This window comes from Pseudomonas sp. Pseusp49, from assembly GCF_059491875.1.
The window spans coordinates 5,293,279-5,318,007 of record NZ_CP168514.1 but is presented as its reverse complement, the minus strand read 5'-3'; the positions used below and the strand labels follow the sequence as shown (position 1 = coordinate 5,318,007).

General features: G+C 55.2%; 23 protein-coding genes and 1 tRNA gene. 16 read left to right on the top strand and 8 right to left on the bottom strand.

Features of this window, described 5'->3' with window-relative positions; genetic code table 11:
* Positions 1–517: 517 nt before the first annotated feature.
* From ACEN83_RS23605 to ACEN83_RS23595, 3 genes are all read right to left on the bottom strand, one after another.
* The gene (locus ACEN83_RS23605; RefSeq protein WP_003178899.1) at positions 518–844 is read right to left on the bottom strand and encodes an Arc family DNA-binding protein; all 327 of its coding nucleotides are present in this window, start codon (positions 842–844) and stop codon (positions 518–520) included.
* Positions 845–1,256: 412 nt separating this feature from the next.
* On the bottom strand, positions 1,257–1,436 hold the full coding sequence (locus ACEN83_RS23600; RefSeq protein ID WP_095963656.1) for a PA3371 family protein: 180 nt from the start codon (positions 1,434–1,436) through the stop codon (positions 1,257–1,259).
* 21 nt (positions 1,437–1,457) lie between these two features.
* Positions 1,458–1,691 (bottom strand): hypothetical protein, encoded by a 234-nt coding sequence (locus ACEN83_RS23595; RefSeq protein ID WP_495578586.1) that lies wholly within the window; start codon positions 1,689–1,691, stop codon positions 1,458–1,460.
* Positions 1,692–1,981: 290 nt separating this feature from the next.
* Between ACEN83_RS23595 and ACEN83_RS23590 the strand changes: the two genes are divergently transcribed.
* The 5 genes from ACEN83_RS23590 to ACEN83_RS23570 all read left to right on the top strand — a co-directional run bounded on the left by ACEN83_RS23590 (position 1,982) and on the right by ACEN83_RS23570 (position 7,675).
* Positions 1,982–2,058: transfer RNA gene (locus ACEN83_RS23590), tRNA-Arg, on the top strand.
* Between the two features lie 338 nt (positions 2,059–2,396).
* Complete coding sequence (locus tag ACEN83_RS23585; RefSeq protein WP_116579907.1) at positions 2,397–4,001, top strand: tetratricopeptide repeat-containing response regulator; 1,605 nt, start codon at positions 2,397–2,399, stop codon at positions 3,999–4,001.
* On the top strand, positions 3,998–4,690 hold the full coding sequence (locus ACEN83_RS23580) for a sensor histidine kinase (protein ID WP_495578585.1): 693 nt from the start codon (positions 3,998–4,000) through the stop codon (positions 4,688–4,690). Before ACEN83_RS23585 ends, ACEN83_RS23580 begins: the two co-directional genes overlap by 4 nt.
* 287 nt (positions 4,691–4,977) lie before the next feature.
* Positions 4,978–6,222, top strand: coding sequence for a glutamine synthetase family protein (locus ACEN83_RS23575; RefSeq protein WP_495580907.1), 1,245 nt, complete (start codon positions 4,978–4,980; stop codon positions 6,220–6,222).
* 70 nt (positions 6,223–6,292) lie between these two features.
* Positions 6,293–7,675, top strand: coding sequence for an MFS transporter (locus ACEN83_RS23570; RefSeq protein ID WP_495578584.1), 1,383 nt, complete (start codon positions 6,293–6,295; stop codon positions 7,673–7,675).
* Positions 7,676–7,738: 63 nt separating this feature from the next.
* On the opposite strand, the gene ACEN83_RS23565 is transcribed toward ACEN83_RS23570, so the two are convergent.
* The 4 genes from ACEN83_RS23565 to flgA all read right to left on the bottom strand — a co-directional run bounded on the left by ACEN83_RS23565 (position 7,739) and on the right by flgA (position 10,349).
* The gene (locus tag ACEN83_RS23565; RefSeq protein ID WP_116579911.1) at positions 7,739–8,485 is read right to left on the bottom strand and encodes a flagellar brake protein; all 747 of its coding nucleotides are present in this window, start codon (positions 8,483–8,485) and stop codon (positions 7,739–7,741) included.
* A gap of 93 nt (positions 8,486–8,578) precedes the next feature.
* Positions 8,579–9,046: a flagella synthesis protein FlgN gene (locus tag ACEN83_RS23560; protein ID WP_495578583.1), complete on the bottom strand. Its 468-nt coding sequence runs from the start codon at positions 9,044–9,046 to the stop codon at positions 8,579–8,581.
* Between the two features lie 48 nt (positions 9,047–9,094).
* A complete protein-coding gene (gene flgM / locus ACEN83_RS23555; RefSeq protein ID WP_007980134.1) occupies positions 9,095–9,421 on the bottom strand; it encodes a flagellar biosynthesis anti-sigma factor FlgM in 327 nt (108 codons plus the stop codon).
* A gap of 169 nt (positions 9,422–9,590) precedes the next feature.
* Positions 9,591–10,349: a flagellar basal body P-ring formation chaperone FlgA gene (gene flgA, locus ACEN83_RS23550; RefSeq protein ID WP_116579913.1), complete on the bottom strand. Its 759-nt coding sequence runs from the start codon at positions 10,347–10,349 to the stop codon at positions 9,591–9,593.
* Between the two features lie 83 nt (positions 10,350–10,432).
* Here flgA and ACEN83_RS23545 point away from each other — a divergent pair, with 83 nt between their 5' ends.
* From ACEN83_RS23545 to flgE, 6 genes are all read left to right on the top strand, one after another.
* On the top strand, positions 10,433–11,365 hold the full coding sequence (locus ACEN83_RS23545; protein WP_015096472.1) for a chemotaxis protein CheV: 933 nt from the start codon (positions 10,433–10,435) through the stop codon (positions 11,363–11,365).
* A 45-nt stretch (positions 11,366–11,410) separates the two neighbouring features.
* Positions 11,411–12,238, top strand: coding sequence for a protein-glutamate O-methyltransferase CheR (gene cheR, locus ACEN83_RS23540; protein ID WP_007980127.1), 828 nt, complete (start codon positions 11,411–11,413; stop codon positions 12,236–12,238).
* 378 nt (positions 12,239–12,616) lie between these two features.
* Complete coding sequence (gene flgB / locus ACEN83_RS23535) at positions 12,617–13,024, top strand: flagellar basal body rod protein FlgB (protein ID WP_008051530.1); 408 nt, start codon at positions 12,617–12,619, stop codon at positions 13,022–13,024.
* A gap of 3 nt (positions 13,025–13,027) precedes the next feature.
* Positions 13,028–13,471 carry a flagellar basal body rod protein FlgC gene (flgC, locus tag ACEN83_RS23530; RefSeq protein ID WP_007980123.1) on the top strand — a complete coding sequence of 148 codons (444 nt, stop codon included), beginning with the start codon at positions 13,028–13,030 and terminating at the stop codon, positions 13,469–13,471.
* 15 nt (positions 13,472–13,486) lie between these two features.
* Positions 13,487–14,209: a flagellar hook assembly protein FlgD gene (gene flgD, locus ACEN83_RS23525; RefSeq protein WP_116579915.1), complete on the top strand. Its 723-nt coding sequence runs from the start codon at positions 13,487–13,489 to the stop codon at positions 14,207–14,209.
* A 31-nt stretch (positions 14,210–14,240) separates the two neighbouring features.
* Positions 14,241–15,554: a flagellar hook protein FlgE gene (gene flgE, locus ACEN83_RS23520; protein ID WP_116579916.1), complete on the top strand. Its 1,314-nt coding sequence runs from the start codon at positions 14,241–14,243 to the stop codon at positions 15,552–15,554.
* 742 nt (positions 15,555–16,296) lie between these two features.
* On the opposite strand, the gene ACEN83_RS23515 is transcribed toward flgE, so the two are convergent.
* Positions 16,297–17,061, bottom strand: coding sequence for a hypothetical protein (locus ACEN83_RS23515; protein ID WP_495578582.1), 765 nt, complete (start codon positions 17,059–17,061; stop codon positions 16,297–16,299).
* A gap of 695 nt (positions 17,062–17,756) precedes the next feature.
* Here ACEN83_RS23515 and ACEN83_RS23510 point away from each other — a divergent pair.
* The 5 genes from ACEN83_RS23510 to gmtY all read left to right on the top strand — a co-directional run bounded on the left by ACEN83_RS23510 (position 17,757) and on the right by gmtY (position 24,721).
* Entirely contained in the window at positions 17,757–19,598 is a 1,842-nt protein-coding gene (locus ACEN83_RS23510; protein WP_495578581.1) for an AAA family ATPase, read from the top strand.
* 1 nt (position 19,599) lies between these two features.
* Positions 19,600–20,487 carry an ATP-binding protein gene (locus ACEN83_RS23505; RefSeq protein WP_495578580.1) on the top strand — a complete coding sequence of 296 codons (888 nt, stop codon included), beginning with the start codon at positions 19,600–19,602 and terminating at the stop codon, positions 20,485–20,487.
* Positions 20,469–21,893, top strand: coding sequence for a response regulator (locus tag ACEN83_RS23500; RefSeq protein WP_495578579.1), 1,425 nt, complete (start codon positions 20,469–20,471; stop codon positions 21,891–21,893). The genes ACEN83_RS23505 and ACEN83_RS23500 overlap by 19 nt, the downstream gene beginning before the upstream one ends.
* Positions 21,894–23,093: 1,200 nt before the next feature.
* The gene (locus ACEN83_RS23495; RefSeq protein ID WP_495578578.1) at positions 23,094–23,291 is read left to right on the top strand and encodes a hypothetical protein; all 198 of its coding nucleotides are present in this window, start codon (positions 23,094–23,096) and stop codon (positions 23,289–23,291) included.
* A gap of 23 nt (positions 23,292–23,314) precedes the next feature.
* The gene (gene gmtY, locus ACEN83_RS23490; RefSeq protein WP_495578577.1) at positions 23,315–24,721 is read left to right on the top strand and encodes a gamma-mobile-trio recombinase GmtY; all 1,407 of its coding nucleotides are present in this window, start codon (positions 23,315–23,317) and stop codon (positions 24,719–24,721) included.
* Positions 24,722–24,729 lie beyond the last annotated feature (8 nt).

The following is a 24,729-nucleotide window of genomic DNA, read 5'->3' as shown; positions in this document are numbered from 1 at the left end:
TTTATCCAGTTCACACGCGTCATCGTTAACGACCATCGCTGGCAAGCCAGCTCCTACAGGGGACCGTGCCCGCGCTGAAACTGTAGGAGCCAGCTTGCTGGCGATGGACTCCAGTGCGCCGCGTTCATCCAGTTGACCCGCGTTATCGTTAACGACCATCGCTGGCAAGCCAGCTCCTACAGGGGGCCGTGCCCACGCTGAAACTGTAGGAGCCAGCTTGCTGGCGATGGACTCAAGTGCGCTGCGTTTATCCAGTTCACCCGCGTTATCGTTGACGACCATCGCTGGCAAGCCAGCTCCCACAGGGGACCATGCCCACGCTGAAACTGTAGGAGCCAGCTTGCTGGCGATGGACTCCAGTGCGCCGCGTTTATCCAGTTCACCCGCGTAATCGTTAACGACCATCGCTGGCAAGCCAGCTCCCACAAGGGGTCGCAACTGCAGGAGTCCATGCTCAGGCCAGTGAAATAGCCAAAAAAAAGCCAGCGATCAGGCTGGCTTGAGCTTTCTGGCTGAATCAGGACGCGTCGGCGGCCATTTCAGCGTCATGAGCGATCAGCGAAACCAGAGCGTTCTGCTGTCGATGTGAGAGTTGGCGGAAGCGTTGCAGCAGCTCCCGTTCGTGCAAGGAAAGCTCCGGGCTGTCCAGGCGCATGCTCAACTCTTCTCCCAGTGCGCCTTCCTGAATAAGACTCTGCTCAAGGCGCGCAATGATTTCGGAGTTCATGCTGCGATGATGATTGCGAGCCACCTCGGCAATGCGTTCACGCATTCCGTCTGGCAGACGTACGACGAACTTGTCAGCCGTACGGCTGGAATAAATTGCCTGTTTCAATGGGCGCATATATTTAACCGGTTAGTTCAGGGGAGCGGTTTTCGGGATTGGCCGCAGGATGTCTGGTAGGACAAGCTCTCTGACCAAATGTTCAACCTGAATTGATAGAGGCGCGCATCATGCCTCAAACCAGCCAGATCCTTGGCGTCAATTCTGTGACAAATATTGAACTGGATAAAGGCGTTCTGCCAGCACCAATTATCAGAAATGCGCACTGGTTTGAAAAGTTTGACCGGGCCGTTTCGCTTGGCGCTTTCTCCGACCGACGAAAGGTCTCTGGCGGGAGGAAAAAAGCGGGCTCGATTCCTGCTCCTTGCCCTTACAGAATAGTGGCAAATGGCCGATTTACTAGGGGAGGTGGTATTGAGGGGCTGAATTCAGGTTGGAAGACAGGCCCTTGCACTGAATCCGCCAAGCCAGGTCAGCGCAGTACCGGATCAAACTTGATCTTGCGTCCGGCAATCAATGCGAGCACGAACAGAGTGGTGAATACACCACAGGCGATCAGGGGGAGGGTGACGACCATGTCCTGGGTCAATGACAGATGAAAAATGCCGCTCAACAAGGCGAGGATGAAAAAACTCGCGGCTGATCTGGACATGCGATGCTCCTGGTGGGGGGGTCAAAATACCAAACGTTCGGCAGGCGGGTTTGGCACCGGGATGTTTTCCTGGCTGGCCTCCTGGCTGACAAAACCGTGCTGGTCGCTTATCGCTGCCAGCTGCGGAGCCTTCTGCAACTGAAGGTAATGCGGGATGCGTTGGGCAACCTGCGTAGCGCTGGTCTCGGGAAAAAAATGAAATCCCAGTAAAACTGCCAGTGCGATTGCATTCGAGAGTAAAAGGGCGCATTTCATGGTGCGTGCCTCGGTTGTTCTGTGAGAACAGTGGAAGCAGCTCGCATGCCAGAGTTTATCGGCAATTAAATTCTTTAAAAACAATGAATTAAGTTATTTTTGGTAAAGCTCCATATTGCATTTTGCAATGGTGGCTTTTTGCAGTGATGCAAAATGCACGGTAAACAAGTCCGCGCCCGCCAGAGGCATCTGCCTACACTTAAAAAACCCACGGACGACATGACAAAAGCAGGTCCGGCCGTTAACATGCACGCCGTCCATCGCGCCGCGTTTCGTCGCGGCCGACTTGTGTCTCAGTAGCTCAATTGGATAGAGCATCCCCCTCCTAAGGGGAAGGTTGGCAGTTCGAACCTGCCCTGGGACACCATCCTTCATCAGCACTTTGCTGTCCAAAAAGCCCCGTCGGAAAGTTGATTCCGGCGGGGCTTTTTTGTGCGCTGCGTCTCGTTTTCACTCGCCCGTTCAACTATTCAGAGTGAGCGTTGGGGCAGGTTCTCAAGGGAATGCCATGGCTGGCCGATAACCCTGACAGTTACGCGCTTCTTCATCTATGCGGTCAGTGCATCTGCTGATTGGCGATGAGAAGCTGTTTGATGGCTAAGGGCTACCAGTTATCATCTGCGCGCCAAATCAAGGGCTGCGAAGCTGAGTCCGTCCGTGTATTTGCCTTTGGGTTCTCCTTCTTAAATTGCCTGGAAATCTTCGATGCTGTCGTATCACCAAAAGCGTTTTCTGATCGTCGATGATTTCTCGGACTTCCGCAGTTCGGTTCGCTCGATGCTGCGCGAACTGGGCGTCAAGGAAGTGGACACTGCCGATACCGGCGAACAGGCGCTGAAAATGTGTTCGCAGAAGGCCTACGATTTCATCCTGCAGGACTTTCACCTGGGTGACGGCAAGAAGAATGGCCAGCAGGTGCTCGAAGACCTGATGGAAGAAAAGTTGATCAGCCATGAAGCGGTGTTTGTGATGGTCACCGCCGAAACCAGCCAGGCCATGGTGCTCAGTGCGTTGGAGCATGAGCCCGATGCCTACCTGACCAAGCCGTTCAACCGTTCCAGCCTGGCCCAGCGCCTGGAGCGCCTGGAGCAGCGCAAGACCTTGCTCAAGCCGATCCTGCAGGCCCTCGACCGGGGCAAGCCGATGGAGGTGCTCAACGCCTGCATCGCCCTGTGCAAGCAAGACATCCGTTACTCGCCGTTGTGCCTGCGCTATCGCGCCGATGCCTTGCGCGACCTCAATCAGAATGAAGCGTTGGAGCGGCTGTACGACGGCATCATCGCCGACCGTCCTTTGCCCTGGGCGTTTGCCGGGTTGGGCAAGTTGCTGTTCAAGCGCGGTCAGGTCGGGCAGGCGAAAGGTATCTACGAAAAAGCCCTGAAAGTGTTCCCGATGATGCCGTCGTTATATGACGGCATGGCTGACGTGCTGGTCGCCGAAGGGGACACCAAGGGGGCGCAGCGCGTTCTCGAAGAAGCGATTCGCCTGTCGCCGCTGGCGGTGCGCCGGCAAGCGGCGCTGGGCAAGCTGGCTATGACCAACGAGGACTTCGATACCGCCTCCAAAGCCTATCGTCAGGCGGTAGCCCAAGGCGCGCAGTCACGTTTCAAGGACCCTGAAAGTAACCTCGGCCTGGCTCACGCCTTGATCAGCAAGGGCAGCGACAGGGGGTTGGATACCCGCACCCGGCTGGAAATCAACACCACGCTGAGCGCAGTGGCCAAGGACAACCCAAGCGACCCTGGCCTGCAAATTCGTGCGCGCTTGATGAAGGCCACCAGTCTGCTGATCAACGATGCGGAAACGGCCGACAAGCTCACCGAGCAGGCCCTGTTGCGCCTCGACGGCATGGAGCAATTCATGAGCGCGGAAGCTGCGTTGCTGGTGGCCAAGCAACTGAAAATGCTCGGGCAGTCCGAGGCCGGCACCGCGATGCTGAAAAACTGCGTGGAAATCTACGGCGACGATCCGGCGGTGATGAAGGACATCGCCAAGCAGACCGACGACCCGAGCATCCTCAATGCCGGCAACGCCGCCGCAGAACTCAACCGTCAGGGCGTGCGCGTCTACAAGACCGGCAATCTGGTGGAGGCTCGGCAGGTCTTTCGCAAAGCCCTGGCCATGCAACCGAAGAACATCAGTATCGCCCTGAACATGGCGCAGTCGCTGTTGCACGGCACCGATACCAGCGTTGCTTCGGCGGAGCTGGAGGAATGCCGGACCTGCCTGAAAATGGTCGGCCTGATGCCCGACACCGACGCGCGTTTTCCACGTTACCAAAAGCTCAAAAGCAAGGCGTTTGGCCAATGAACGACAACGAACAGGCACTGGACTTCTCAACGGTGATCGCCTCCACCGTGCATGACATGAAGAACTCGCTGGCCATGCTGATGCAGGCCCACAGCCAGTGGCTGGGGCGATTGCCGGAGTCGGCGCGGCAGACGCCGGAGCAGGGCGTGATCGACTTCGAGTTCGCCCACCTCAACGGCATGCTGGTGCAATTGCTGGGGCTGTATAAGCTCGGCGTCAACCAGATGCCGTTGCAACCGGCCTACCATGAGCTGGACGACTTCATCGAAGCGCAACTGGCGTGTCATCAAGAGGTGTTCGCCAGCCGCGGCATCATGGCCACCTATGAAGTGGACCCGTTGAGCCCGCTGGGTTTCTTCGACCGCGAGTTGATCGCGTCGGTATTGGCCAACTGCATCAACAACGCCATTCGTTTTGCACGGCATGCCGTTCTGATCAGTGTCAGTGACGAAGCCGGGCAACTGGTGTTGACCATCAATGACGATGGCGAGGGCTATCCGGCGCCGATGATCGAGCGTCAGGCCGATTACGCGCAGGGGATCAATCAAAGCACCGGCAGCACAGGGCTGGGCCTGTACTTTGCCGGACGAATTGCCGCGCTGCATCAACGCAACGGCGTGGGCGGGCACACCGAGATCAGCAATGGCGGTCCGTTGGGCGGTGGGGTCTTCAGACTTTTCCTTCCATGATTGTTTCTCGCAGGAGCTGCCGAAGGCTGCGATCTTTTGATCCTGGAAGTCAAAAGATCGCAGCCTTCGGCAGCTCCTACGGGGTTTTGTGTCTTTATTGATGTGGGCTGCTTGAAATTCCGAACACGCGGAGCCTATTTTGTACGGTCGCCGTTCGCGGCCCGCACAATAACAAGGATAGCGTCATGACGACCGTTGGCCTGAGTTCACTCGCGCAGCGATTGACGGGCATTGATGAAGTTGAATGTGTCACGCCGGATTTGAACGGCGTTCCACGGGGCAAAGTGATGACCTCCGAGGGATTTCTCGACGGTCGACGTTTGCAGTTGGCGCGGGGTGTGCTGCTGCAATGCATCATGGGCGGATACCCGCCGGCGCGGTTTTACGGCAGCGATGATGGCGACCTGGCGCTGATTCCGGACCCTGCACAAATCCACCGCTTGCCCTGGAGCAGTCCACCGCGTGCTTTCGCCATTTGCGACGCGAACGAACTGGGCACTACCACCAGCTCCAACCTGTCGACCCGTGGCCAGCTCAAGGCGGTGATTGCCCGTTACGCGGCCCGCGGCCTGGCGCCCGTGGTGGCGACCGAGCTTGAGTTCTTCGTTTTTGCGCCTAACACCGACCCGACTCAATCGTTCCAGCCACCGGTGGGGCAGGACGGTCGCCGCGAGGACGGTCAGTCGGCGTTCAGCGTCAGCTCCAACAACGGCTTGCGGCCGTTCTTCAATGAGGTCTACGCGTGCATGGCGGCGCTCGGGTTGCCCCGCGATACCTTCATGCACGAGATGGGCGTCAGCCAGTTCGAGATCAACCTGCTGCATGGCGATCCATTGCTGCTGGCCGACCAGACGTTCCTGTTCAAGCACCTGCTCAAGGAAGTGGCTCTCAAGCACGGCCTGAGCGTGGTGTGCATGGCCAAGCCGTTGGCGCATACGCCGGGCAGTTCGATGCATATCCACCAGAGTGTGGTCGAGATCGATTCGGGGCGTAACGTGTTCAGTGACGAGGCGGGGCAGGAGACAGCCACCTTCCGCCATTTCATTGCCGGCCAGCAAGTGTGCATGGCCGACTTCACCGCGTTGTTTGCGCCGAACGTGAACTCCTATCAGCGCTTGTGCCACCCTTACGCCTCACCGAACAATGCCTGCTGGTCCCACGACAACCGGGCGGCCGGCCTGCGCATCCCGGCCAGTTTGCCGGTGGCTCGTCGGGTCGAAAATCGTTTGCCCGGCGCCGATGCCAACCCGTATCTGGCGATTGCCGCAAGCCTGGCGGCAGGGTTGCATGGCATCGAGAACGCATTGGAGCCGAGCGCACCGATCCAGGGTGAATTCGAAGTGCCGGACAATCTTTCATTGCCGTGTACCTTGCATGCGGCTCTTGAGCGTCTGAAACGTAGCCAGTTGGCCAAGGAACTGTTCGGCACGGAATTCATCGAAGGCTACATCGCTTCGAAGACCCAGGAGCTGAGCAGTTTCCATGATGAAATTACGCCCTGGGAACGACGTGTTTTAGCCGCCCAGGCCTGACGATCTGTCGACATCCGGCTATCGTTTAGCGATAGCCGATTCTCACTGCAAGGAGCCGCTCGGAACGCCGATGCGCCAAATCTGGAAATCCTTTCGAGCACTGTATTTCGCCTCGCTGATGATGTTGATCGGCTCGGGCCTGTTGAGTACTTACCTGGGCTTGCGCCTGGCGGCCGACCATGTCGACAGCCTGTGGGTCGGTGCGTTGATGGCCGCCAACTATTTCGGCCTGGTGCTGGGGGGCAAGATCGGTCACCGCTTGATTGCCCGGGTCGGGCATATCCGGGCCTACTCGGCCTGTGCCGGGATCGTCGGCGCGGCGGTGCTGGGCCATGGCCTGGTCGATTGGCTGCCGGCCTGGCTGTTCCTGCGGGTCATAGTGGGTCTGGGCATGATGTGCCAGTACATGGTGATCGAGAGCTGGCTCAATGAGCAGGCCGATGCCAATCAGCGCGGCATGGTGTTCAGCGGTTACATGATCGCTTCGTACCTGGGCCTGGTGCTGGGGCAACTGATACTGGTCATGCACCCGGCGCTGGGGCTGGAACTGCTGATGCTGGTCGCCCTGTGTTTTGCCCTGTGCCTGGTGCCTGTGGCCCTGACCCGGCGGATTCACCCTGCACCCTTGCATCCTGCGCCGATGGAGCCACGGTTCTTTATCAAGCGTGTCCCGCAATCATTGAGTACGGTGCTCGGGGCGGGCCTGATTGTCGGTTCGTTCTACGGTCTGGCGCCGCTGTATGCCTCGCAGCAAGGGTTGTCCACGGAGCAGGTCGGTCTGTTCATGGGTAGCTGCATTTTTGCCGGGCTGCTGGTGCAGTGGCCGTTGGGCTGGTTGTCCGACCGCTACGATCGGGCCGTGCTGATCCGCAGTTTCGCCTTCAGCCTGGCACTGGCTGCACTGCCGCTGGCGATCATGCCGCAGGTGCCGCTGGAGGTATTGTTCATCGCCGGCTTCCTTTGCTCGCTGGTACAGTTCTGCCTGTATCCGTTGGCGGTGGCGTTCTCCAATGACCACGTCGAAGGCGATCGCCGGGTGTCCCTGACGGCGATGTTGCTGGTCACCTATGGCGTGGGTGCGAGTATCGGACCACTGGTGGCCGGTGTGCTGATGAAGCTGTTTGGCAGCCAGATGCTCTATGCGTTCTTCAGTTTCTTTGCGTTGGTGCTGGTGTGGCGGATTCGCCCGAAAGCGGTGACCAACCTGCATCAGGTCGACGACGCACCGCTGCATCACGTGGCCATGCCGGACAATATGACGAGTTCGCCACTGGTGGCCTGCCTCGATCCGCGTGTCGATGAGCAGGTGGTGCAGGATCAGATGCACACTCCGGTGAGTGTCGGGCCAGAACCTGAGCCTGAGCCAGAACCTGTCACCGAAACTGAAGCCGATCAGCCGCCGCAAGACCCTGATACAGGGCGGGACCCTAACTTCAGCGAGGCCAGGCCTTAAAGCCGGGGCATAAAAAAACGGGCAGTCACCGCAAGGGACTGCCCGTTTTTTGTGGAGGTTCTATCAGATGTCGTCTTTGTCGAAGCGGCGCGCTTCACGCTGCAACTGGTAGACGAAGCGTTCGACCTGACGCTGCACCAGTCCGCTCATGTTGTGGAAACGAACGCCGGCGAAGGTGGTGGAGATCTTTTCTTCGAAGTGCAGATAACGCAACTCGACCGGCGCCGTCATCTTGCCAAAGGGCAAGTCGGCGTTGAAGCGGTCGTACACCTGACCCAGTTGCAGGCTGCCCGTGATGTCGCCGTCGAAACGCAGTTTGCAGCCGGTAGCGGAAATATCCAGCAGCTTGCCGCTGATGGGGGCCTTGAGCTTTTCGCCGTCGAGATTGACGTTGACCAGTTGTGCCAGTTTCAAGGCCGCGCGGAACGCATTGCGGCGCTGGTGGTACACCACTTCATCGGGCAGGGTGCCGCGATAGCAGCGGCTGCCACCGGATTCGTCGATGTTCAATTGGCCGTTGCTTTCCCAGGCAATGCGCACACCTTCGTGGAAGCCTTCGACCCTGAAGGGTTCGCCCGCCATCAGGTAGCGCTCGCCATCGCGAGGGATCATTTCGTCCAGGGCAATCATGTTGCTGTCACGGTCCAGTTCCACCAGATAGCTCTGGAAGCGCTGGCTGCGCTCGTGGAACGTGATGATCAGCGGGTCATGGCTTTCGAGCAGCTGGCGCAGATTGCTGGAGATTTCCAAGGGCGTGGAGAGCACCTTGGGGGGCTGCGGAGCATCATCCACGGATAAGGCATTGGACACGGTTAATCAATCTCCAGACAAAATTTGACTACGACTAGCCAGCATTTTGCCAGCATCTTTCGCGTCTTGGATAGAGCGGGCGCATCAAGCGGCCTAAGCCTGACTGAGCGGGCGCGGCTTAGCAAGCTTGGAGAATGTTCCGCTGGCATCGTAGAGCGCCGGGGTTTCTCCACCGTTGAGAATTCTCAGCTGGGTGGCCGTAGCGGCCTGCTGAGTGAGGATCGATTGACCGTTGCTGGCATTGCTGGCCTGGCACTGGACCAGGAGATCGCTCAGCACGTCACTTTGCGCCAGCAACTGCTCGCCAATGCTCGACTGGCTGGCCAGTTGCTCCAGCCCGCCGCGGTTGGTCGGCAGGTTGAGGCTGGCGAGAATTTCACTGCGCTTGCGCCCATGCTGTTCGAGCAAGACGACCAATGCCTGTTTCTGCGCCAGGATGCCCTCGAGCAATGGCATGTCACGGCCATGCAAGGCGAGGGATTCGGTCTGCAGCAATTCCAGCAGGTGTTGCGCTGGAGCAAGGTCGTCGGTGATCAGTTGCAGTAGCTGAGTGTCGTGCATGGCTGGCCTTGGGTTTTAAGCGTCCAAAAGCCTGGCGCCGGCGGTGGCCTAGCGCTGGGCTTCGAAGTTGAGCAGTTTGCTGGCTACACGGTTGCTGTCGACTTTATAGCTGCCATCGGCAATCGCTGCTTTCAACTCGGCCACGCGGGCTTTGTCGACGGCAGGCTGATCGCGCAGCGTGTCAGTGACCTTCTGCAACTGTTGAGCCTCATTGCTGATATGTACCGATTCCCCGCTGTTGACGGTACCGGCCTGTTCGGCCGCGGATTCCAGCGGCGCGGTTTTGCCGGCTTCGGCGCTTTCCTTGCTGGCGCTGGTACGTGTACTGCCCGTCAGGGACGAGGAGCTGTTCAAACGGCTGAAATCGATGACCATGATAAAAAAAACCTCTGGGAATTTGGACGCTTGCCATGGTTTCGGCCATTCCCTGGAAAACTTTAGGCTCATTTATCAATGAACCTCGCGCGCGTCAGCGCTTGCCCTGCATGGAGCACAGTCTAGGGAACAGCCGCGACGAGCGCCACATTCCGATGAACCGAGCGCCTTACATGGACACTTCCACCTGCCCCGGCGCCATCACCTGCGCCTTGATGACCCGCTGGGAGTTGAGGTTTTTCACCCGGATCTGTTCGCTCAGGCTGCCGTTCGACAGGGCTTCGCCGGGCATGCGCACGCTGAGCGTACCGCTGCGGGCGGTAATCACCACCTGATCCCCCTTGCGGATCACCTCGGCCTGTTCGATATGTACCAGGGTAATTACCTGGTCGGTGACCATTGGTCGGGTCAATCGCTGCCCGATCGCCTGGTCGAGGGACGTCAGGTAGCCCTGGCTGATCAGGCTGATATCGCGCTCGCGCAGCACCACATCTTCAGGCTCGACAATGGCGGCACGGCGCAGTGGCCGGGCGCTGGTCACGACATCGCGAAACAGGCGGACTTGAGCGGGTACGAAGACAGTCCAGGGGGAGGCGCCCTCGCAGCGGACCTTGACCGTGACCCGTCCCAGCGGCTTTGGAGTCTCGAGCGTTGCTGTCAATTCCTTGTCGCACATGGGCATGTGCATGCGCGGGTCGAGCGGGTTGACCTGGATCTCGTAGCGACCTTCCGTTTGACTGGTTGCCAGATAGTCTTCTACGGTGAATTCAAGAAAGCCCTGAGTGACGCCGATAAGCATGTCAGGCAAGGTAACCGCGTCAGCAAGGGCAGGGCTGCCAGCGTTGAACAGGCAAACAGCCGCCAGCACGCCGAGCAATTTGCGGTAGGGTGTGGTCAGGCGTCGGAAAAATGTCGGTTCTGTGTTCATAACGATTAAAAAAGCAAGCGCCGTGCCGTTTAGTGATGAAGGCGCGTCGCAACAACACTTGGCGTTGGTGTAGGAGTCTGGGCATGGCTGGTGTAATGGATTCGGTAAACCAGCGCACGCAACTGGTGGGGCAGAATCGCCTTGAGCTGTTGTTGTTCCGTCTCGACGGCCAGCAGCTGTACGGGATCAACGTTTTCAAGGTTCGGGAGGTGCTGCAATGCCCCCAACTGACGTTGATGCCCAAGTCCAGTCCTGTCGTGTGCGGCGTGGCGAACATCCGGGGGGCGACCATTCCGATCCTTGATCTGGCAATGGCGACCGGCTCCGGTGCGTTGAAGGACAAGAACAATCCGTTCGTGATCATCACGGAGTACAACACCAAGACCCAGGGTTTCCTGGTGCGCTCGGTGGAGCGCATCGTCAACATGAACTGGGAGGAGATCCATCCGCCACCCAAGGGCACCGGGCGCGATCACTACCTGACGGCGGTGACGCGGGTCGACAATCAGTTGGTCGAAATCATCGATGTCGAGAAGGTGCTCGCGGAAGTGGCACCGACGCCGGAAGCGATTTCCGTCGGCGTGGTGGATGTCGAAACCCAGCACAAGGCGCTTTCGTTGCGCGTGCTGACGGTCGACGACTCCTCGGTGGCGCGCAAGCAGGTCACGCGTTGCCTGCAAACGGTCGGCGTCGAAGTGGTGGCGTTGAACGATGGTCGGCAAGCGCTGGATTACCTGCGCAAACTGGTCGACGAGGGCAAGAAGCCGGAAGAAGAGTTCCTGATGATGATCTCCGACATCGAGATGCCGGAGATGGACGGGTACACCCTGACGGCGGAAATCCGCAACGACCCGCGCATGCAAAAGCTTCATATCATCCTGCATACTTCGTTGTCGGGGGTATTCAATCAGGCGATGGTCAAGAAGGTCGGTGCCGATGACTTCCTGGCCAAGTTCCGTCCTGATGACCTGGCATCCCGGGTAGTCGACCGGATCAAAGCAGCAGATATCAGCTAGGGGCCTGCGCCCCTGGCAGTCAACACGATTTAAGAGGCGGCATCATTGTCTACGGGTAATTTGGATTTCGAACAGTTCCGGGTATTCCTGGAAAAAGCCTGTGGCATTTTGCTCGGTGAAAACAAGCAATACCTGGTCTCCAGCCGTCTCAACAAACTGATGGAACAGCAAGGCATCAAGTCTTTGGGTGAGCTGGTTCAGCGCATGCAGACCCAGCCGCGCAGCGGTTTGCGCGAGCAGGTGGTGGATGCCATGACCACCAACGAAACCCTGTGGTTTCGTGATACCTACCCGTTTGAAGTCTTGAAGAACAAGGTCCTGCCCGAAGCGATCAAGGCCAGCCCCGGCCAGCGCCTGCGTATCTGGTCGGCGGCGTGCTCGTCGGGCCAGGAACCGTATTCGCTGTCGATGTCCATCGACGAGTTCGAACGGGTCAATATGGGCCAGTTGAGGATGGGCGTACAGATCGTTGCCACCGACCTGTCCGGCACCATGTTGAACAACTGCAAGACCGGCGAGTACGACAGCCTGGCCATCGGCCGCGGTCTGTCGCCCGAGCGCCTGCAGCGTTATTTCGATCCGAAAGGGCCGGGGCGCTGGGCGATCAAGGCGCCGATCAAGAGCCGGGTGGAGTTCCGTTCGTTCAACCTGCTGGACAGTTACGCGAGCCTCGGCAAGTTCGACATCGTGTTCTGCCGCAACGTGCTGATCTACTTCTCCGCCGAGGTGAAGAAGGACATCCTGTTGCGTATCCACAGCACGTTGAAGCCGGGGGGGTACCTGTTCCTCGGTGCTTCCGAAGCGTTGAACGGTTTGCCGGATCATTACCAGATGGTCCAGTGCAGCCCGGGGATCATTTACCAGGCGAAATGATGCAAAAGCGGCACGTATAAAAACGGGAGTCCTCAGGGACTCCTTTTTTATGCGCGCCGCTTTTGCATCAGGTAGGAGCTGCCGAAGGCTGCGATCTTTTGATCTTGTTTTTTAAGATCAAAAGATCGCAGCCTTCGGCAGCTCCTACAGGGGGCGGCGTTCGATCCAGTAAGGGACGGTGCCCGATTCAGGAGGGGGGCAGTGCGGAACTCGGGAAAGCGGCAGAAAAGCGGCAGGCGGCGGAAAACCGTTGCCGCTTTTCTGGCATTGCCGCGTTGCCATGTCCGGCAAAGCCCCGGTTTTCGGGGTTTTTTGAATTGGCATGGGGCTTGCTAAGTTGATCCTACGAAAAATCAGGTCACCCGAAGGTTTCCCGACATGAGCATCAGCTTCGATAAAGCGCTCGGTATCCACGAACAAGCCCTGGGCTTCCGCGCCCAGCGTGCCGAGGTCCTGGCCAATAACATCGCCAACGCCGATACCCCGAACTACAAGGCTCGGGACCTGGACTTCTCGAAAGTGCTCGCCGAGCAGAACGAGAAAACCAAAAGCGGCACCTTCGCCTTGAACATGACCAACAGCCGTCATATCGAAGCGGAAGGCCTGGGCAATGGCGACGAGTCGTTGCTGTATCGCACGCCGATGCAACCGTCGATCGACCAGAACACCGTGGACGCTCAGCTGGAACAGTCGAACTACGCGGAAAACGCGATCGGCTTCCAGGCCAGCTTCACCCTGCTCAACAGCAAATTCAAAGGGCTGGTGTCAGCCCTGCGCGGAGAGTAAGCCATGTCTCTATCCAGTGTTTTCAACATTGCCGGTAGCGGCATGAGTGCGCAGACCACGCGTTTGAACACCGTTGCCTCGAACATCGCCAACGCCGAGACCGTCTCGTCGAGCATCGACCAGACCTACCGCGCGCGTCACCCGGTATTCGCCACCATGTTCCAGGGTGGCCAGAGCGGCGGCAGCGACTCGCTGTTCCAGAGCCAGGACGCCGCCGGCCAAGGTGTGCAGGTGCTGGGTGTGGTCGAAGACCAGAGCAATCTCGAAGCGCGCTACGAGCCGAACCATCCGGCCGCCGATGCCAAGGGCTATGTCTACTACCCGAACGTCAACGTGGTTGAAGAAATGGCTGACATGATTTCCGCGAGCCGTTCGTTCCAGACCAACGCCGAAATGATGAACACCGCCAAAACCATGATGCAGAAAGTCCTGACCCTCGGTCAGTGATAAGGGGCGACTCAGATGAGTGTTACCGATTCCACCAGCGGTTTGAGCCTCAACGACATCCTGGCCAACTCTTCGATCAAGACCAACACCACGACTGACGGCCTCGCCTCGGCAGCCGGCAGCGCCTCGGGCAACAAGGCCCTGGGCAAGGATGCGTTCCTGCAGTTGCTGGTGACCCAGCTGAAAAACCAGAACCCGCTGGAGCCTCAGGACAACGGTGCGTTCGTGGCCCAGTTGGCGCAGTTCAGCAGCCTGGAAGGCATCACCACGCTCAACGACACCGTGAGCGGCCTGGCCAGCAACTACAACTCGTCCCAGGCCTTGCAGGCGTCGTCGCTGGTGGGCCGTTCGGTCATCGCGCCGGGTGACAAGGCCGTGGTCGATACCACCAAGAGCCTCAGCGGTACGGTGGTGGTGCCGTCTTCGGTGGCGTCCGCCACCCTGAAGATCACCGACTCAACCGGCAAGACCGTGCGCACCATCGACCTCGGTTCGCAGAAGGCCGGCAACGCCAGCTTCATCTGGGACGGCAAGAACGATGCGGGTGAGACGGTACCTGCGGGCACCTACACCTTCGGCGCCACGACCGAGATCGATGGCAAGTCCGTCGCGTTGATCACCAACCTGCCCGCGACCGTCAACAGCGTGACCATCAGCCAGACCGGCGGTGAGTTGATGCTCAATCTGGCCGGGCTGGGCAGCGTTGCCCTGTCCAAAGTACAAACCATTGGTATGTAAAGCCGACTAACCCGGCACAAAGGAGTGAAATATGTCTTTCAATATCGGTCTTAGCGGTCTCTTTGCATCCAACAAACAACTCGACGTTACCGGCAACAACATCGCCAACGTCGCGACCACCGGCTTCAAATCGTCCCGTGCAGAATTCGAAGACGTGTACTCGGCGACCCGCCTGGGCACCGGCAGCAAGACCATCGGCAACGGCGTGCGCCTGGCCAACGTTTCCCAGCAGTTCACCCAGGGTGACGTGAGCAACACCGGCAACGTGCTCGACATGGGTATCCAGGGCAACGGCTTTTTCGTCCTGAACAACAACGGTTCGCTGACCTACACCCGTGCCGGTACGTTCAAGACCGACAAGGAAGGCTACGTCACCAACAGCGACGGCACGGCCCGATTGCAGGGTTACGGTGTGGATGCCAATGGCAAGATTCTCAACGGCGTGTTGACCGACCTGCGAATCGATACCTCCAACCTGGCGCCGAAGGCCACCAACACCGTTTCGTCGACGATCAACCTGAACTCCACCGCGCCGGTGATCGATCAGACGGTGGCGACCAACAAGTTCGATCCGAGCAAGCCCGCCACTTACACCAAGCAGTTCACTACCCCGGTTTTCGATACGCAGGGTAACCAGCACCCCATGGACCAGTACATGGTCAAGACGGGGCCGAACACCTGGGATACCTACACCCTGATCGATGGTCGCAACCCGGATGGCAGTGATCCTGCCGTGACGGCTCCGATCCCTTCGACCATGGCTTTCGATTCGAGTGGCAAGCTGGTTTCGGTTACCACTCCAGGTACTCCGCCTGTCGTCAGCCCGGATCTGAAAATCACCAACTGGGTTCCAGGCAAAGTGACCAACGGTGTATGGGCAGCCAACGGCGCCGCCGCCGATCCGGCAGGTGTGACCACTTCCATGAGCAACACCACGCAGTTCAACGCCGACACTGCGCGTTCGATTCCTGCGCAGAACGGCTACGCCACCGGCCAGATCACCAACCTGACCATTGATGGCAGCGGTGTGCTGCTGGCCAACTTCAGCAACAACCAGACCAAGCCGATCGGCCAGATTTCCCTGGCCAGCTTCACCAACGAGCAAGGCCTGCAGCCGGTAGGCGGCACAAGCTGGAAAGAAACCTACACGTCGGGCATCCCGGGCTACGATGCGCCGCAGACTGGTACTCTGGGTTCGATCGTTTCCAACTCCCTGGAAGAGTCCAACGTCAACCTGACCAACGAACTGGTCGACCTGATTAAGGCGCAGAGCAACTACCAGGCGAACGCCAAGACCATCTCGACTCAGAGCACCATCATGCAGACCATCATTCAGATGACCTGATGCTGGAAAGTGCTGCATAAAAAGCCCCTCGAGAGTTATTCCCCCCAGTCTGAAATACATAATTAAGGCTTTTCAGGCGATTCCCCCTATCGATACCCCTCTATTGAGGGGTATTTTTTGAGGTGTAAACGCTAAAGCTATACCATGATTCTGCATAGCATGTAGCTGAGATACCTATCTATGCATAATCTGGCTGCTCTCAAAGTCAGCCTGTCCGCGTGATTGCCTTCATGGCGCCTTGTGCATAATTGCATTCCTTCTGATCTACCAATTGCTATTGCGCTGACCATCGTTGCATTCGACTCAACCAACGCACGCCGAAGAGGCGACCGGCAAACAACGGCCAAAAGCTTCGCCCCAACGTCCCCCTCCCCGAAAATCTATCCAAGATAATCGCCGATGAGTTTTCAGCAATAGATTCTGACTCAAAATTACACCCTAACGGCGATACACTATTTGGGGCGATTCTGTTGATAAAGTCGATTCATCAAGACTGCCTGCATAGGACTGCTGAAACGCCTTTATTGCGCGCAGCTACGCAGAATCTGAGCCCGGAGTCCTGTGTGCTCAAGGCAAAGATTTCAATCTCAAGCACGTACTTTTCAGCCGTGGAAACCATGATCGACTTTTTCAACAGAATCGGTCGATTTCGGTCAGTCGCGACAGACAGAAATCGGCCAGGGGCAGACGTTCCCGCCTATAGGTTCTGTAGTAAGTAGACCTCTAGAAAAAAGAGATCAATTCACATTGACTTGAGCTCATCATCAGTAGCTCCCCGCATGGCAGCTTCAAATGAGTCAAGGTCGTCGTCTGAAGGGACGGTCATTGCGGGTATCGCTCGAATCCCATCCGCAATGTCCCTGCGGCTCAGATTGCAGATGATCATTTGGCCGCTGTTGATCTGGTACTCCAAAGAGCCACACCAGCGATTCATGTACCCTACGGTAGGTGTCAGGACGGCTGCGCTGGGACGCTTTCTCATCTGGTGTTTTGCGAGGGACATTCGCAGGAGCTCCATCTGAGTGAACAGCACTTGAGTACGCTTTAGGTCATCCCTCATCGTTTCAACGAGCTCTGGTTTCTCTATGAGCAGATTGATTTCCTCGATGCGTTTTTGGATCGTGTAGTTCTCATAGCCCAAGGGCTTCTGCAGTTCCTTCAACTTGAGCGTCAACCCGCCATTGTCTGCTGCTTTGAGGTATTTACTGATTTTCTCGCGCCATGTGCGCACCAGTTCGTAGGCAGAGAAAATCCACATTTGTGACTGCGCAGACAAAAACATCGACTGGTAAGACGTGTTTGTCTCATCGAATTTACTACGAAGGTATCCGTACTCCAGATCCATGACGAACTCATCCACAAGCGTGAGATTCATCGCTTGGTTGCTGAAGTCGAGATTGTTTGCGAAGAAAACAAGGCTGTTTAGAGCTGAGTAAATCGCCATCTGATCGATTTCCTCAGGTCTCTCGTAAGGAATCTCTTCGTCGTACTCTTCGTAGTCATCCATGGTCTATCCTTTCGACGGCTTCGACGCTCACCCCATTACAGCTTTGCTCAATGCTGGCAGGCAGTCTTTGGATTTGGGCTGCATTGACCCACTGCTAGGCAATGTGACCAGTAGCGGTACCTGCTTCGCGGCTGCTCGCTCAAGTTGATCCTTCACTGCCAATCAGCCGTAGCGGTCGGTTATAGACCAGTCGCTGCTTGGAGTACGCTGGCACTTACAACATAGTTTGACACGAATCACCTGCCACCTCACATGGGCTAGGATTCGCGTCAAATCCAGTTTTGACCCTGGGCGAAACCCACCGCCGGAGAGTCCCAAGCGGCGCTGCAAGCGCACCGATAACCACGCCTTAGGAGCATCAAGACAAATGGCGGTTAGTCAGGTGCACATTGTGCAGCCCACTCACAGGCTAGCTTGCGGTCATGGATATCGCGAATCGTATTGTTTTCCTTAAATAAATAGACAACGCAGCAAGTCTATGCATGTGAATTTTTTGAGCGCAGCACCAAGGTATGTCCATACCCGGCTGTTTTTTGATTCGCTGTTCGTTACTCCGGCTTTCGGCTCAAAACCGCACCTTTATTTTTTGCATTGATAAAAAAACATCTACCTGTGGATTCTCTAGATTGCACGCCTGCGGTATCTTTGATGAACTGAGTGATTCATCGTTAAAAATCCTAAGGATTGGAGTTTAAATGTATATACAACGCGTACAAGTCGACGAGGGCTTCCTCGATGGTTTGGATATCACCTTTACTCCGGGGCTGAACGCAATAATAGGCTCGCGGGGAACAGGTAAAACATCACTCATCGAATTAATCAGATTTTGTTTAGATGTCACCAGCACGACGACTGAAACTACTAGACGCAGCAGAGATCATGCTCTATCTATACTTGGTGCTGGCCAGGTTACGGTTACTTTAGTTGATAATGACAAAACAATTTTAGTTAGTCGAACAGCTTCTGATGATGTCCCAAGAGCCACTTCTGTATATCGGAAGCCTGTAATATTTTCTCAAACAGAAATCGAAACCGTAGGGCTAGAGGCGGCAGGACGACTAAGACTTCTCGACGGATTTGTAAGAGCCAAGCAAGACTCCGACGTAGTTGAAAGAGATGTCGTTGCAGAGTGTAGGAGCTTGACACGACAGATAGAAGCTTGCCGAAAGGAAATAGATGAGTTCGAGCAAGCACAGAAAGCTCTTCCTAACCTGCATGCAGAGCTGACTCAAACAGCTCAAGCAGAGCAAGAAGTCTCGAAAACCTCTTTAGATTTGCAGGCAAAAACACAGCTTCTCAGCCACCACTCTAATGAAATATCAGGGATAAGTGTAATACTTCAGCATGTCACTCGGCTTAAAGATAGTGTTGCAGGTTGGAGTCATGAAGTAAAAAAGGGGATCGATTTTGGTCTGCCGTCTGATATTGATGCTGATCTTGCAGCGAAAGTTACGACAAACATCCTTGCCATAAATCAGAGGATAAAAGGCGTAAAAGAGCGCCTAAGTGGCGAGCTGAAGGAAGTCATAAATATATATCACGAATTGGATGAAATCGTAAAAAAATGCACTGGTGATAAAGTTGTACAAGAGGATATAGCAAGACAGCTCCGGGTAGAGGTAGAAGGAATTCAAGCCGGATCAGGAGCAGTGCTAAGAAAAGGACAAGAGCTAAGAGAGAAAATTGCGAAACTGGATTCCATAACCGCGTATCTAGGGCAGAGAAAAATATTCATACAGAGTCTAATTGATAAAAGAGCCGCTGCATTAGATCAGCTAGATGAGATACGCGCCTCACGATACAAAGCAAGATATGAAGCATCTGATGCGTTAAATAAACTGGTTGGTCCTAGCATACGCGTATCAGTTTTCCGGAATGGGCAAGTAAAAAAGTTTGCTGCCTCAATCTCTGAGTCTTTAAGAGGAAGTGGATTACGGTACGCCGAGGTGGCCGAAACTCTAGCAAATAATTTGAGCCCTAGAGCACTTTTAGAGGCTGTAGATGATTTTGACGCGGATACTATAGCAGACGCAGCAAATATCACATCGGATAGAGCAGCCCGACTCTTGTCACACCTAAAGGGATGTGATTTAGGAGAGATTTGCACCATCAATATAGAAGATGAAGTTTCCCTACAACTTCTCGATGGCACAGATTATAAAGATATATCTGACCTTTCAACCGGGCAGCGATGCACCGTAGTATTACCGTTGATTTTATCTCATATGAACCGGATGTTAATAGTCGATCAGCCGGAAGATCATATCGACAATGCATTTATCGCTAAAACCTTGATCAAGGTGATAGTTTCGCGAGGTGGTCAAGGACAGATAATTTTTTCAACACATAATCCTAATATTCCGGTGCTCGGAAATGCCGACATGGTGCTGCATCTTGGCTCGGATGGCCGTCGCGGCTTTAGAATTTCTTCGGGCCCTCTTCATGAGCGGGACATCGTTTCGGCAATAAGTACCGTTATGGAAGGTGGCGCAGAGGCGTTTTCAAAGCGTGCAACTTTCTATAGTGGTAACTCTTAACATGAACCGAGAAGAGGCTCTCCTGGCGCTGACTACCGGCAATTCGCACGTTAGGTTTCGCGCATTGCGGGCGTTAGAACGGGTTGCTCTACCGTCGGATATAGCTTTTTTACTTAGACTTCAGACTACTGAAACGGACTTATACGTTAAAAAGCGTATTGATAGAATAGTGTCTGGTCTTCACGTCCAATTACCAGCGAAACCGGTAGCGGAGGATGACATTGTCCCCGCCGACGTTAGGGAGCGCATTAGGGCTGATGCCATAGAATGGGTTGCAGGCCTTCTTTTGCATGAAATCGGTTCAAAGCTCGGCCTTCTTGCCAGTGAGGTATCCCATGACATACCAAACTATGAGAACTCCAACTCAAAGCGTAGAGTAGAACAGCTCCAAGATACATTTGATGGTATTGAAGAACTTAAAAAAGCCACTTCATCGCCTAAGCCAGTAGAAATGGATCTTGCATCATTTATACGAGATTTAGTTGAGCTTGAGCGAGTTGGACGTGATGTTGAGGCTTCCTATGTAGGGTCAAAGCCACTGGTCATATTCTGTGATAGAGGTCTTTTGGCGCTGGCTCTTTGCAATGGCATTAAGAATGCCATAGAGGCAGCTATCTCCGTCCGCTCCGAAAACCGGGAGCCGACGATTATTGTTAGCTGGGGTCAAACAGACATCGATAATTGGATAACAATAATCGACAACGGCCCGGGCTTACCAAGTAATTCATCAAGATCATTTGTTCTCGGTGAATCTACGAAGTCGGGCCACCTTGGCTTCGGTTTGGGTATAGCACGACAAGCAATTGAAACACTGCATGGCACCGTCGAACTCCGAAATTCGGGAGCAGATGGAGCTGCATATGAGCTAAGATGGAGCTTGATGAATTGAATATTCTTATAATCGAGGATGAACCCGATTTTGTTGAGGAAATTAAGAGGCGGGTTTCCTCGATATGTCGTGAACCAATTTTTACAGTCGCTGCCTATGCCGAAGTTGCGGCAGATTTTTTGACAAATAATTTCTTCGATCTGATTTTTTTAGATTTAAAGTTGCCTACTGCGAATCAATCCATGGACAGTGATCCTCAGCATGGGAGAGACTTGTTAGATTTGGCGAGGGCTGTTGCTCCTGGTACTCCTGTATTCATGCTGACAGGATCATCCGCAGAGCAATTTTTGCCGGAGATGATGGCCCTCAACCATCAAGTCGATATTTGGGGCCAAGGAAAAACGCTATCATTAATTGGATTTCAACCAAAGCACCGAGTAAACAATCTGGATGCGCTAATTCATCCATACATTAAGGCATGCGATGCCGTATGCGACGTTGAGATCAATTCGGCAACCGATTTAGATCTACGTGTCGCGCGTTTAGTACGAATTTTCACTGCGTCAGTGGGCGGAGTATTTTGTGATGTACGTAGACTAAGTGGCGGCTTATCCGGTGCACTAGTTCTAAAACTTCTTGTTAGGGACGGTAGTGGAGCTAAAATTCACGATTCGATCGCAAAGATTGGCTCACCCGACCACATCCAAGATGAGGTAGAACGGCATGATAAATATATCTTGAGATTAGAGCCCAGCGCTACACCTAGAAAAGTAGCTGTCTTGAATCATGGTGCTAAAGATACGTCAGGAGTATTTTACAGCCTAGCTTCAGCCTCAGAATTTACTGGATTTTCGACTGTTGAAAAAGGCGCTACTGAAGTAATAAAGGCGGTCATGGGATGCGTTCAGCGCTGGACAGATGCGGCAACACAAAAACGAGTTTCAATTCAAAGTATAAGACGCAGCTTTATAAGCGATGAGCAATTCGCAGAGGTTCGAAACCTAGTTTCACACGAATGGGTGGAAAGATTTGAGCAAAACCCTGTTCTCGTTAAATGGGGTTGTGTGCATGGTGATTTGCATGGGATGAATGTTCTTCTCTCCGACGCTTGCGTACCAGTTCTCATTGATTATGGTGATGTTGAGGAAGGCGCCCTCTGTAGAGATCCTATTACATTTGAGCTAAGCACATTTTTCCATCCGGATGGTCCATTTAGAAATAGTGAATGGCCGAATGAGAAGGAGGCTTTGCTATGGGGGCAGCCGGAATTTTCTGGTCTTAATTGCCCCGCTGAAGAGTTTTTTGACGGTTGCAGAGTGTGGTCGGAAACCATAGCTGCGGGAAAACGGGAGAGAGCGGCAGTTGCATATGGGTACTTAGTTCGCCAACTAAAATATCCTGGCTGCAATGCGTTGCGTGTCAATCAATTATTAGCGGGAGTTAAACGACTCTACGACTCGGCTTGATTACCATTTCCATAGAGCTGAGTAACGCCTCAGATATTTGTCTAATGAGGCGTTACGTAGTCTTTCGCCAGCAGCACAGCGCTCGTTAGCGTACTCACAATGCAAGCCGCGCCCAATCCCGACCGATACTCCGCCCAGGATGCGAAAGCCCCGAATCCGGGGGTTTAACCTACATTTCTGAGGGGCGCTCAAAACACGAGTTACCTTGGAATTTCAATTGTGTAGGTTGGCAGTCACTTGCTCGTACCTCGCATTTGAAATATGCAAAAAGAAGCAGTTTGGGTAAGTGACTGATTTATGGACGATAAAACGCATACAACAGTTAGCAAGGCGCCGGAATCACTGAGCGGCTCCAACATGAGGGAAAAACGACATGGGTAGCCGGTCGTGGAAGGCCGCAGTCGACCCATCGCTGACGGTTGTGACAGACAGAAATCTGTCCAAGCAAGCAGCTGTAGCCAGGGCTTTGAATACGCGAAGTAATAGCAAAAAAACGCGAACACCAGAATATTTTAATGACTAGATCTATTATATTAATATAGCCATTTATGCCTCATTATTAGCAGAAAACTCTATAATATTTGAATTATGCGCAATTATGCAAAAATCCATAATTTGCTTGAAGGCAGGATTCAGCGACGAAAAAACAAATGTGCATGAGGCTGGATAAGGGGTGGATAAAACCGTCTCTCAAAATCCTGGTTCCTAGGCCTTCGGGACGTTACTGCCGGTAAGAATACGAGGCGCGTTCGTCAAAGCTGAAGGCTGACGGTTCCTGGCCGCCCGTGCGATTGTTGTCCCGCGCTTCATCGTTGCCCAAAAATACCAGTAGCAAGGAAAAAAAGTGTTTCCTTTAAGTGCTGAAAATAGCCTTAAAGACAACATTTCTTTACTTACAGCTATTGGCCGATTTCTGCCTGCCAAGACCGGCTGAACCCGACCCAAAGCGGACGCAAGTGTCAATGCGAGCAGGTATTGAAGTGGAGTGCAAATCGCGCTATCGAAGTTAAAGCCCTATTCTCCCTCCCTGTACTCGTCGTTCAGCCTGCGACCTGATCGGCTTCCATCGACTATGCTCATCAATCTGTCCAGCGTTGACGGAGTGAGCGTTTACATTTCTGCGTCTTTGCTCGGCTTGTAGGCAATATGGATAAACCTCGTCCTTCTGGCCCTTATCGGTCCATTGATCGGAGCTGAACCATGTCGACCGGCTATTATCTGGCGTGCCTAGAAACACTGCGCTATGTCTGGATTGACACACTTGCCGATACGACGTCCGCGGCCGGCGTCGAAGCTGAGGTTGTATCGCGCTTCTGCTTGGCACATCGCGGTAAGGCGCTCAGCGTGGTCAGCGAAGAGCACCAGATCGTTGAGGAAGGCCAAGAATGGCGTCTTTAACTTATACGATGCTCAGATAAGAGATGCACATCGTGTTTGTGACAGTCAAGGCTCGCGTCTACACCGACGCCACAGGGGTCTATAGCGAGCTGCCAGCGCTGTTGACGCCGGCTGGGGTATTGGAGCCTTTACTCGACTATTGCCTGTCTCGCAGCCATGACCGCAGCCTCACTTGGATGTCGAAAGTGACCCGCTCGGTCCGGATGTTTCTCGAGTACCTGCAATCCAACCCCGCCGAGCGCGACACCTATCGCCTGTTTCAGAACTTCGCTCAGAGGCTGTATACCGGCACCTTCGACCTTAAGACGGGGCTTGATCCCAGCGGCTTGTGCTGGGCGCCGCGCTCGCCGCAGGACGCCTCGCACATCGTCACCCAACTGACGGACTTTTTCGATTGGCTTGGGAAGATGCGTCCCGAGGCGGCCTTGTTGAATCCACACTATGCGGGCGGCGCCTTCGACCGACAGACTGACGAGGCTGCGTACCAATTCCGACGTAGCAGGGCCTTCCTCGGGCACACGTGGGCAGCGAATGCAGCCCCCACGGAAGCAGGACATCGTGTCCGCGGACGACGCCTTCCGCAGGTCGAAAGAAGTGAGCCGCCGGCCTTCCCGGAAGAGCGCTTCGAGGAGTTGATAGCCAAGGGATTCAGGACGGCCGGACGTCAGGACTATCGCGGAATGCTCATCACGCTTCTGTTGCACGGCGCTGGCTTCCGCGAGTCGGAGCCTTTCCACCTCTACATTTCGGACGTGTTCCCTGACTTGGTCTGCCCACGCCAAGCCAAGGTGCTGATCCATCACCCAAGCCATGGCGCTGCGCCTGCCGATTGGTGCGACGAAAAGGGCAAACCTCGTAAAGGCAAACGCACGGAATACCTCGCCCAGCGGTTCGGCCTGACGCCCCGCACCGAGGTGATGGACCGGCGCCACGCCGGCTGGAAGGGCGGTATGCACGATGCGGCTTACTACAAGCAGGCCTACTGGTTCCTGCCTGAGTATGGAGAGTGGTTCCTACAACTGTGGTATCGCTACCTGGAACAAGTTGCACGTATCGAGCGCGACCATCCGTTTGCCTTCATCAACCTGAGCCGCGAGCCCGTGGGGGCGATGTACACGCTCGCCCAGTACAACAAAGCACATGCCAACGCTTGCGAACGTATCGGCCTTGAGGTCAGCAAAGCACTGGGCACGACACCACACGGTCACCGTCACGCCTACGGCCGCCGGCTGCGCAGCGCAGGCGTCGACAAGTCACTGATACGCCGCTTCATGCATCACGCCTCCGAGGAAAGCCAAGAGGTATACACCCGGGCGACCGCTCGCGAGGTCTTGGCGGCGCTTAATACGGCTGCGCAGCGGCTGCAGGACAATCACGCCGGTACGCGGATAGTGCCTGGCCGAGTACCAGGCATCGAGCTCAGCGAGTGAAGAATCCA

What these genes read in the sequence shown, in the direction of transcription:
- ACEN83_RS23605 (WP_003178899.1), bottom strand. Translation starts at nt 844, where the DNA reads ATGCGCCCATTGAAACAGGCAATTTATTCCAGCCGTACGGCTGACAAG.
- ACEN83_RS23600 (WP_095963656.1), bottom strand. Translation starts at nt 1,436, where the DNA reads ATGTCCAGATCAGCCGCGAGTTTTTTCATCCTCGCCTTGTTGAGCGGC.
- ACEN83_RS23595 (WP_495578586.1), bottom strand. Translation starts at nt 1,691, where the DNA reads ATGAAATGCGCCCTTTTACTCTCGAATGCAATCGCACTGGCAGTTTTA.
- ACEN83_RS23585 (WP_116579907.1), top strand. Translation starts at nt 2,397, where the DNA reads ATGCTGTCGTATCACCAAAAGCGTTTTCTGATCGTCGATGATTTCTCG.
- ACEN83_RS23580 (WP_495578585.1), top strand. Translation starts at nt 3,998, where the DNA reads ATGAACGACAACGAACAGGCACTGGACTTCTCAACGGTGATCGCCTCC.
- ACEN83_RS23575 (WP_495580907.1), top strand. Translation starts at nt 4,978, where the DNA reads ATGACCTCCGAGGGATTTCTCGACGGTCGACGTTTGCAGTTGGCGCGG.
- ACEN83_RS23570 (WP_495578584.1), top strand. Translation starts at nt 6,293, where the DNA reads ATGCGCCAAATCTGGAAATCCTTTCGAGCACTGTATTTCGCCTCGCTG.
- ACEN83_RS23560 (WP_495578583.1), bottom strand. Translation starts at nt 9,046, where the DNA reads ATGCACGACACTCAGCTACTGCAACTGATCACCGACGACCTTGCTCCA.
- flgM (WP_007980134.1), bottom strand. Translation starts at nt 9,421, where the DNA reads ATGGTCATCGATTTCAGCCGTTTGAACAGCTCCTCGTCCCTGACGGGC.
- flgA (WP_116579913.1), bottom strand. Translation starts at nt 10,349, where the DNA reads ATGAACACAGAACCGACATTTTTCCGACGCCTGACCACACCCTACCGC.
- ACEN83_RS23545 (WP_015096472.1), top strand. Translation starts at nt 10,433, where the DNA reads ATGGCTGGTGTAATGGATTCGGTAAACCAGCGCACGCAACTGGTGGGG.
- flgB (WP_008051530.1), top strand. Translation starts at nt 12,617, where the DNA reads ATGAGCATCAGCTTCGATAAAGCGCTCGGTATCCACGAACAAGCCCTG.
- flgC (WP_007980123.1), top strand. Translation starts at nt 13,028, where the DNA reads ATGTCTCTATCCAGTGTTTTCAACATTGCCGGTAGCGGCATGAGTGCG.
- flgD (WP_116579915.1), top strand. Translation starts at nt 13,487, where the DNA reads ATGAGTGTTACCGATTCCACCAGCGGTTTGAGCCTCAACGACATCCTG.
- flgE (WP_116579916.1), top strand. Translation starts at nt 14,241, where the DNA reads ATGTCTTTCAATATCGGTCTTAGCGGTCTCTTTGCATCCAACAAACAA.
- ACEN83_RS23515 (WP_495578582.1), bottom strand. Translation starts at nt 17,061, where the DNA reads ATGGATGACTACGAAGAGTACGACGAAGAGATTCCTTACGAGAGACCT.
- ACEN83_RS23510 (WP_495578581.1), top strand. Translation starts at nt 17,757, where the DNA reads ATGTATATACAACGCGTACAAGTCGACGAGGGCTTCCTCGATGGTTTG.
- ACEN83_RS23505 (WP_495578580.1), top strand. Translation starts at nt 19,600, where the DNA reads ATGAACCGAGAAGAGGCTCTCCTGGCGCTGACTACCGGCAATTCGCAC.
- ACEN83_RS23500 (WP_495578579.1), top strand. Translation starts at nt 20,469, where the DNA reads ATGGAGCTTGATGAATTGAATATTCTTATAATCGAGGATGAACCCGAT.
- ACEN83_RS23495 (WP_495578578.1), top strand. Translation starts at nt 23,094, where the DNA reads ATGTCGACCGGCTATTATCTGGCGTGCCTAGAAACACTGCGCTATGTC.
- gmtY (WP_495578577.1), top strand. Translation starts at nt 23,315, where the DNA reads ATGCACATCGTGTTTGTGACAGTCAAGGCTCGCGTCTACACCGACGCC.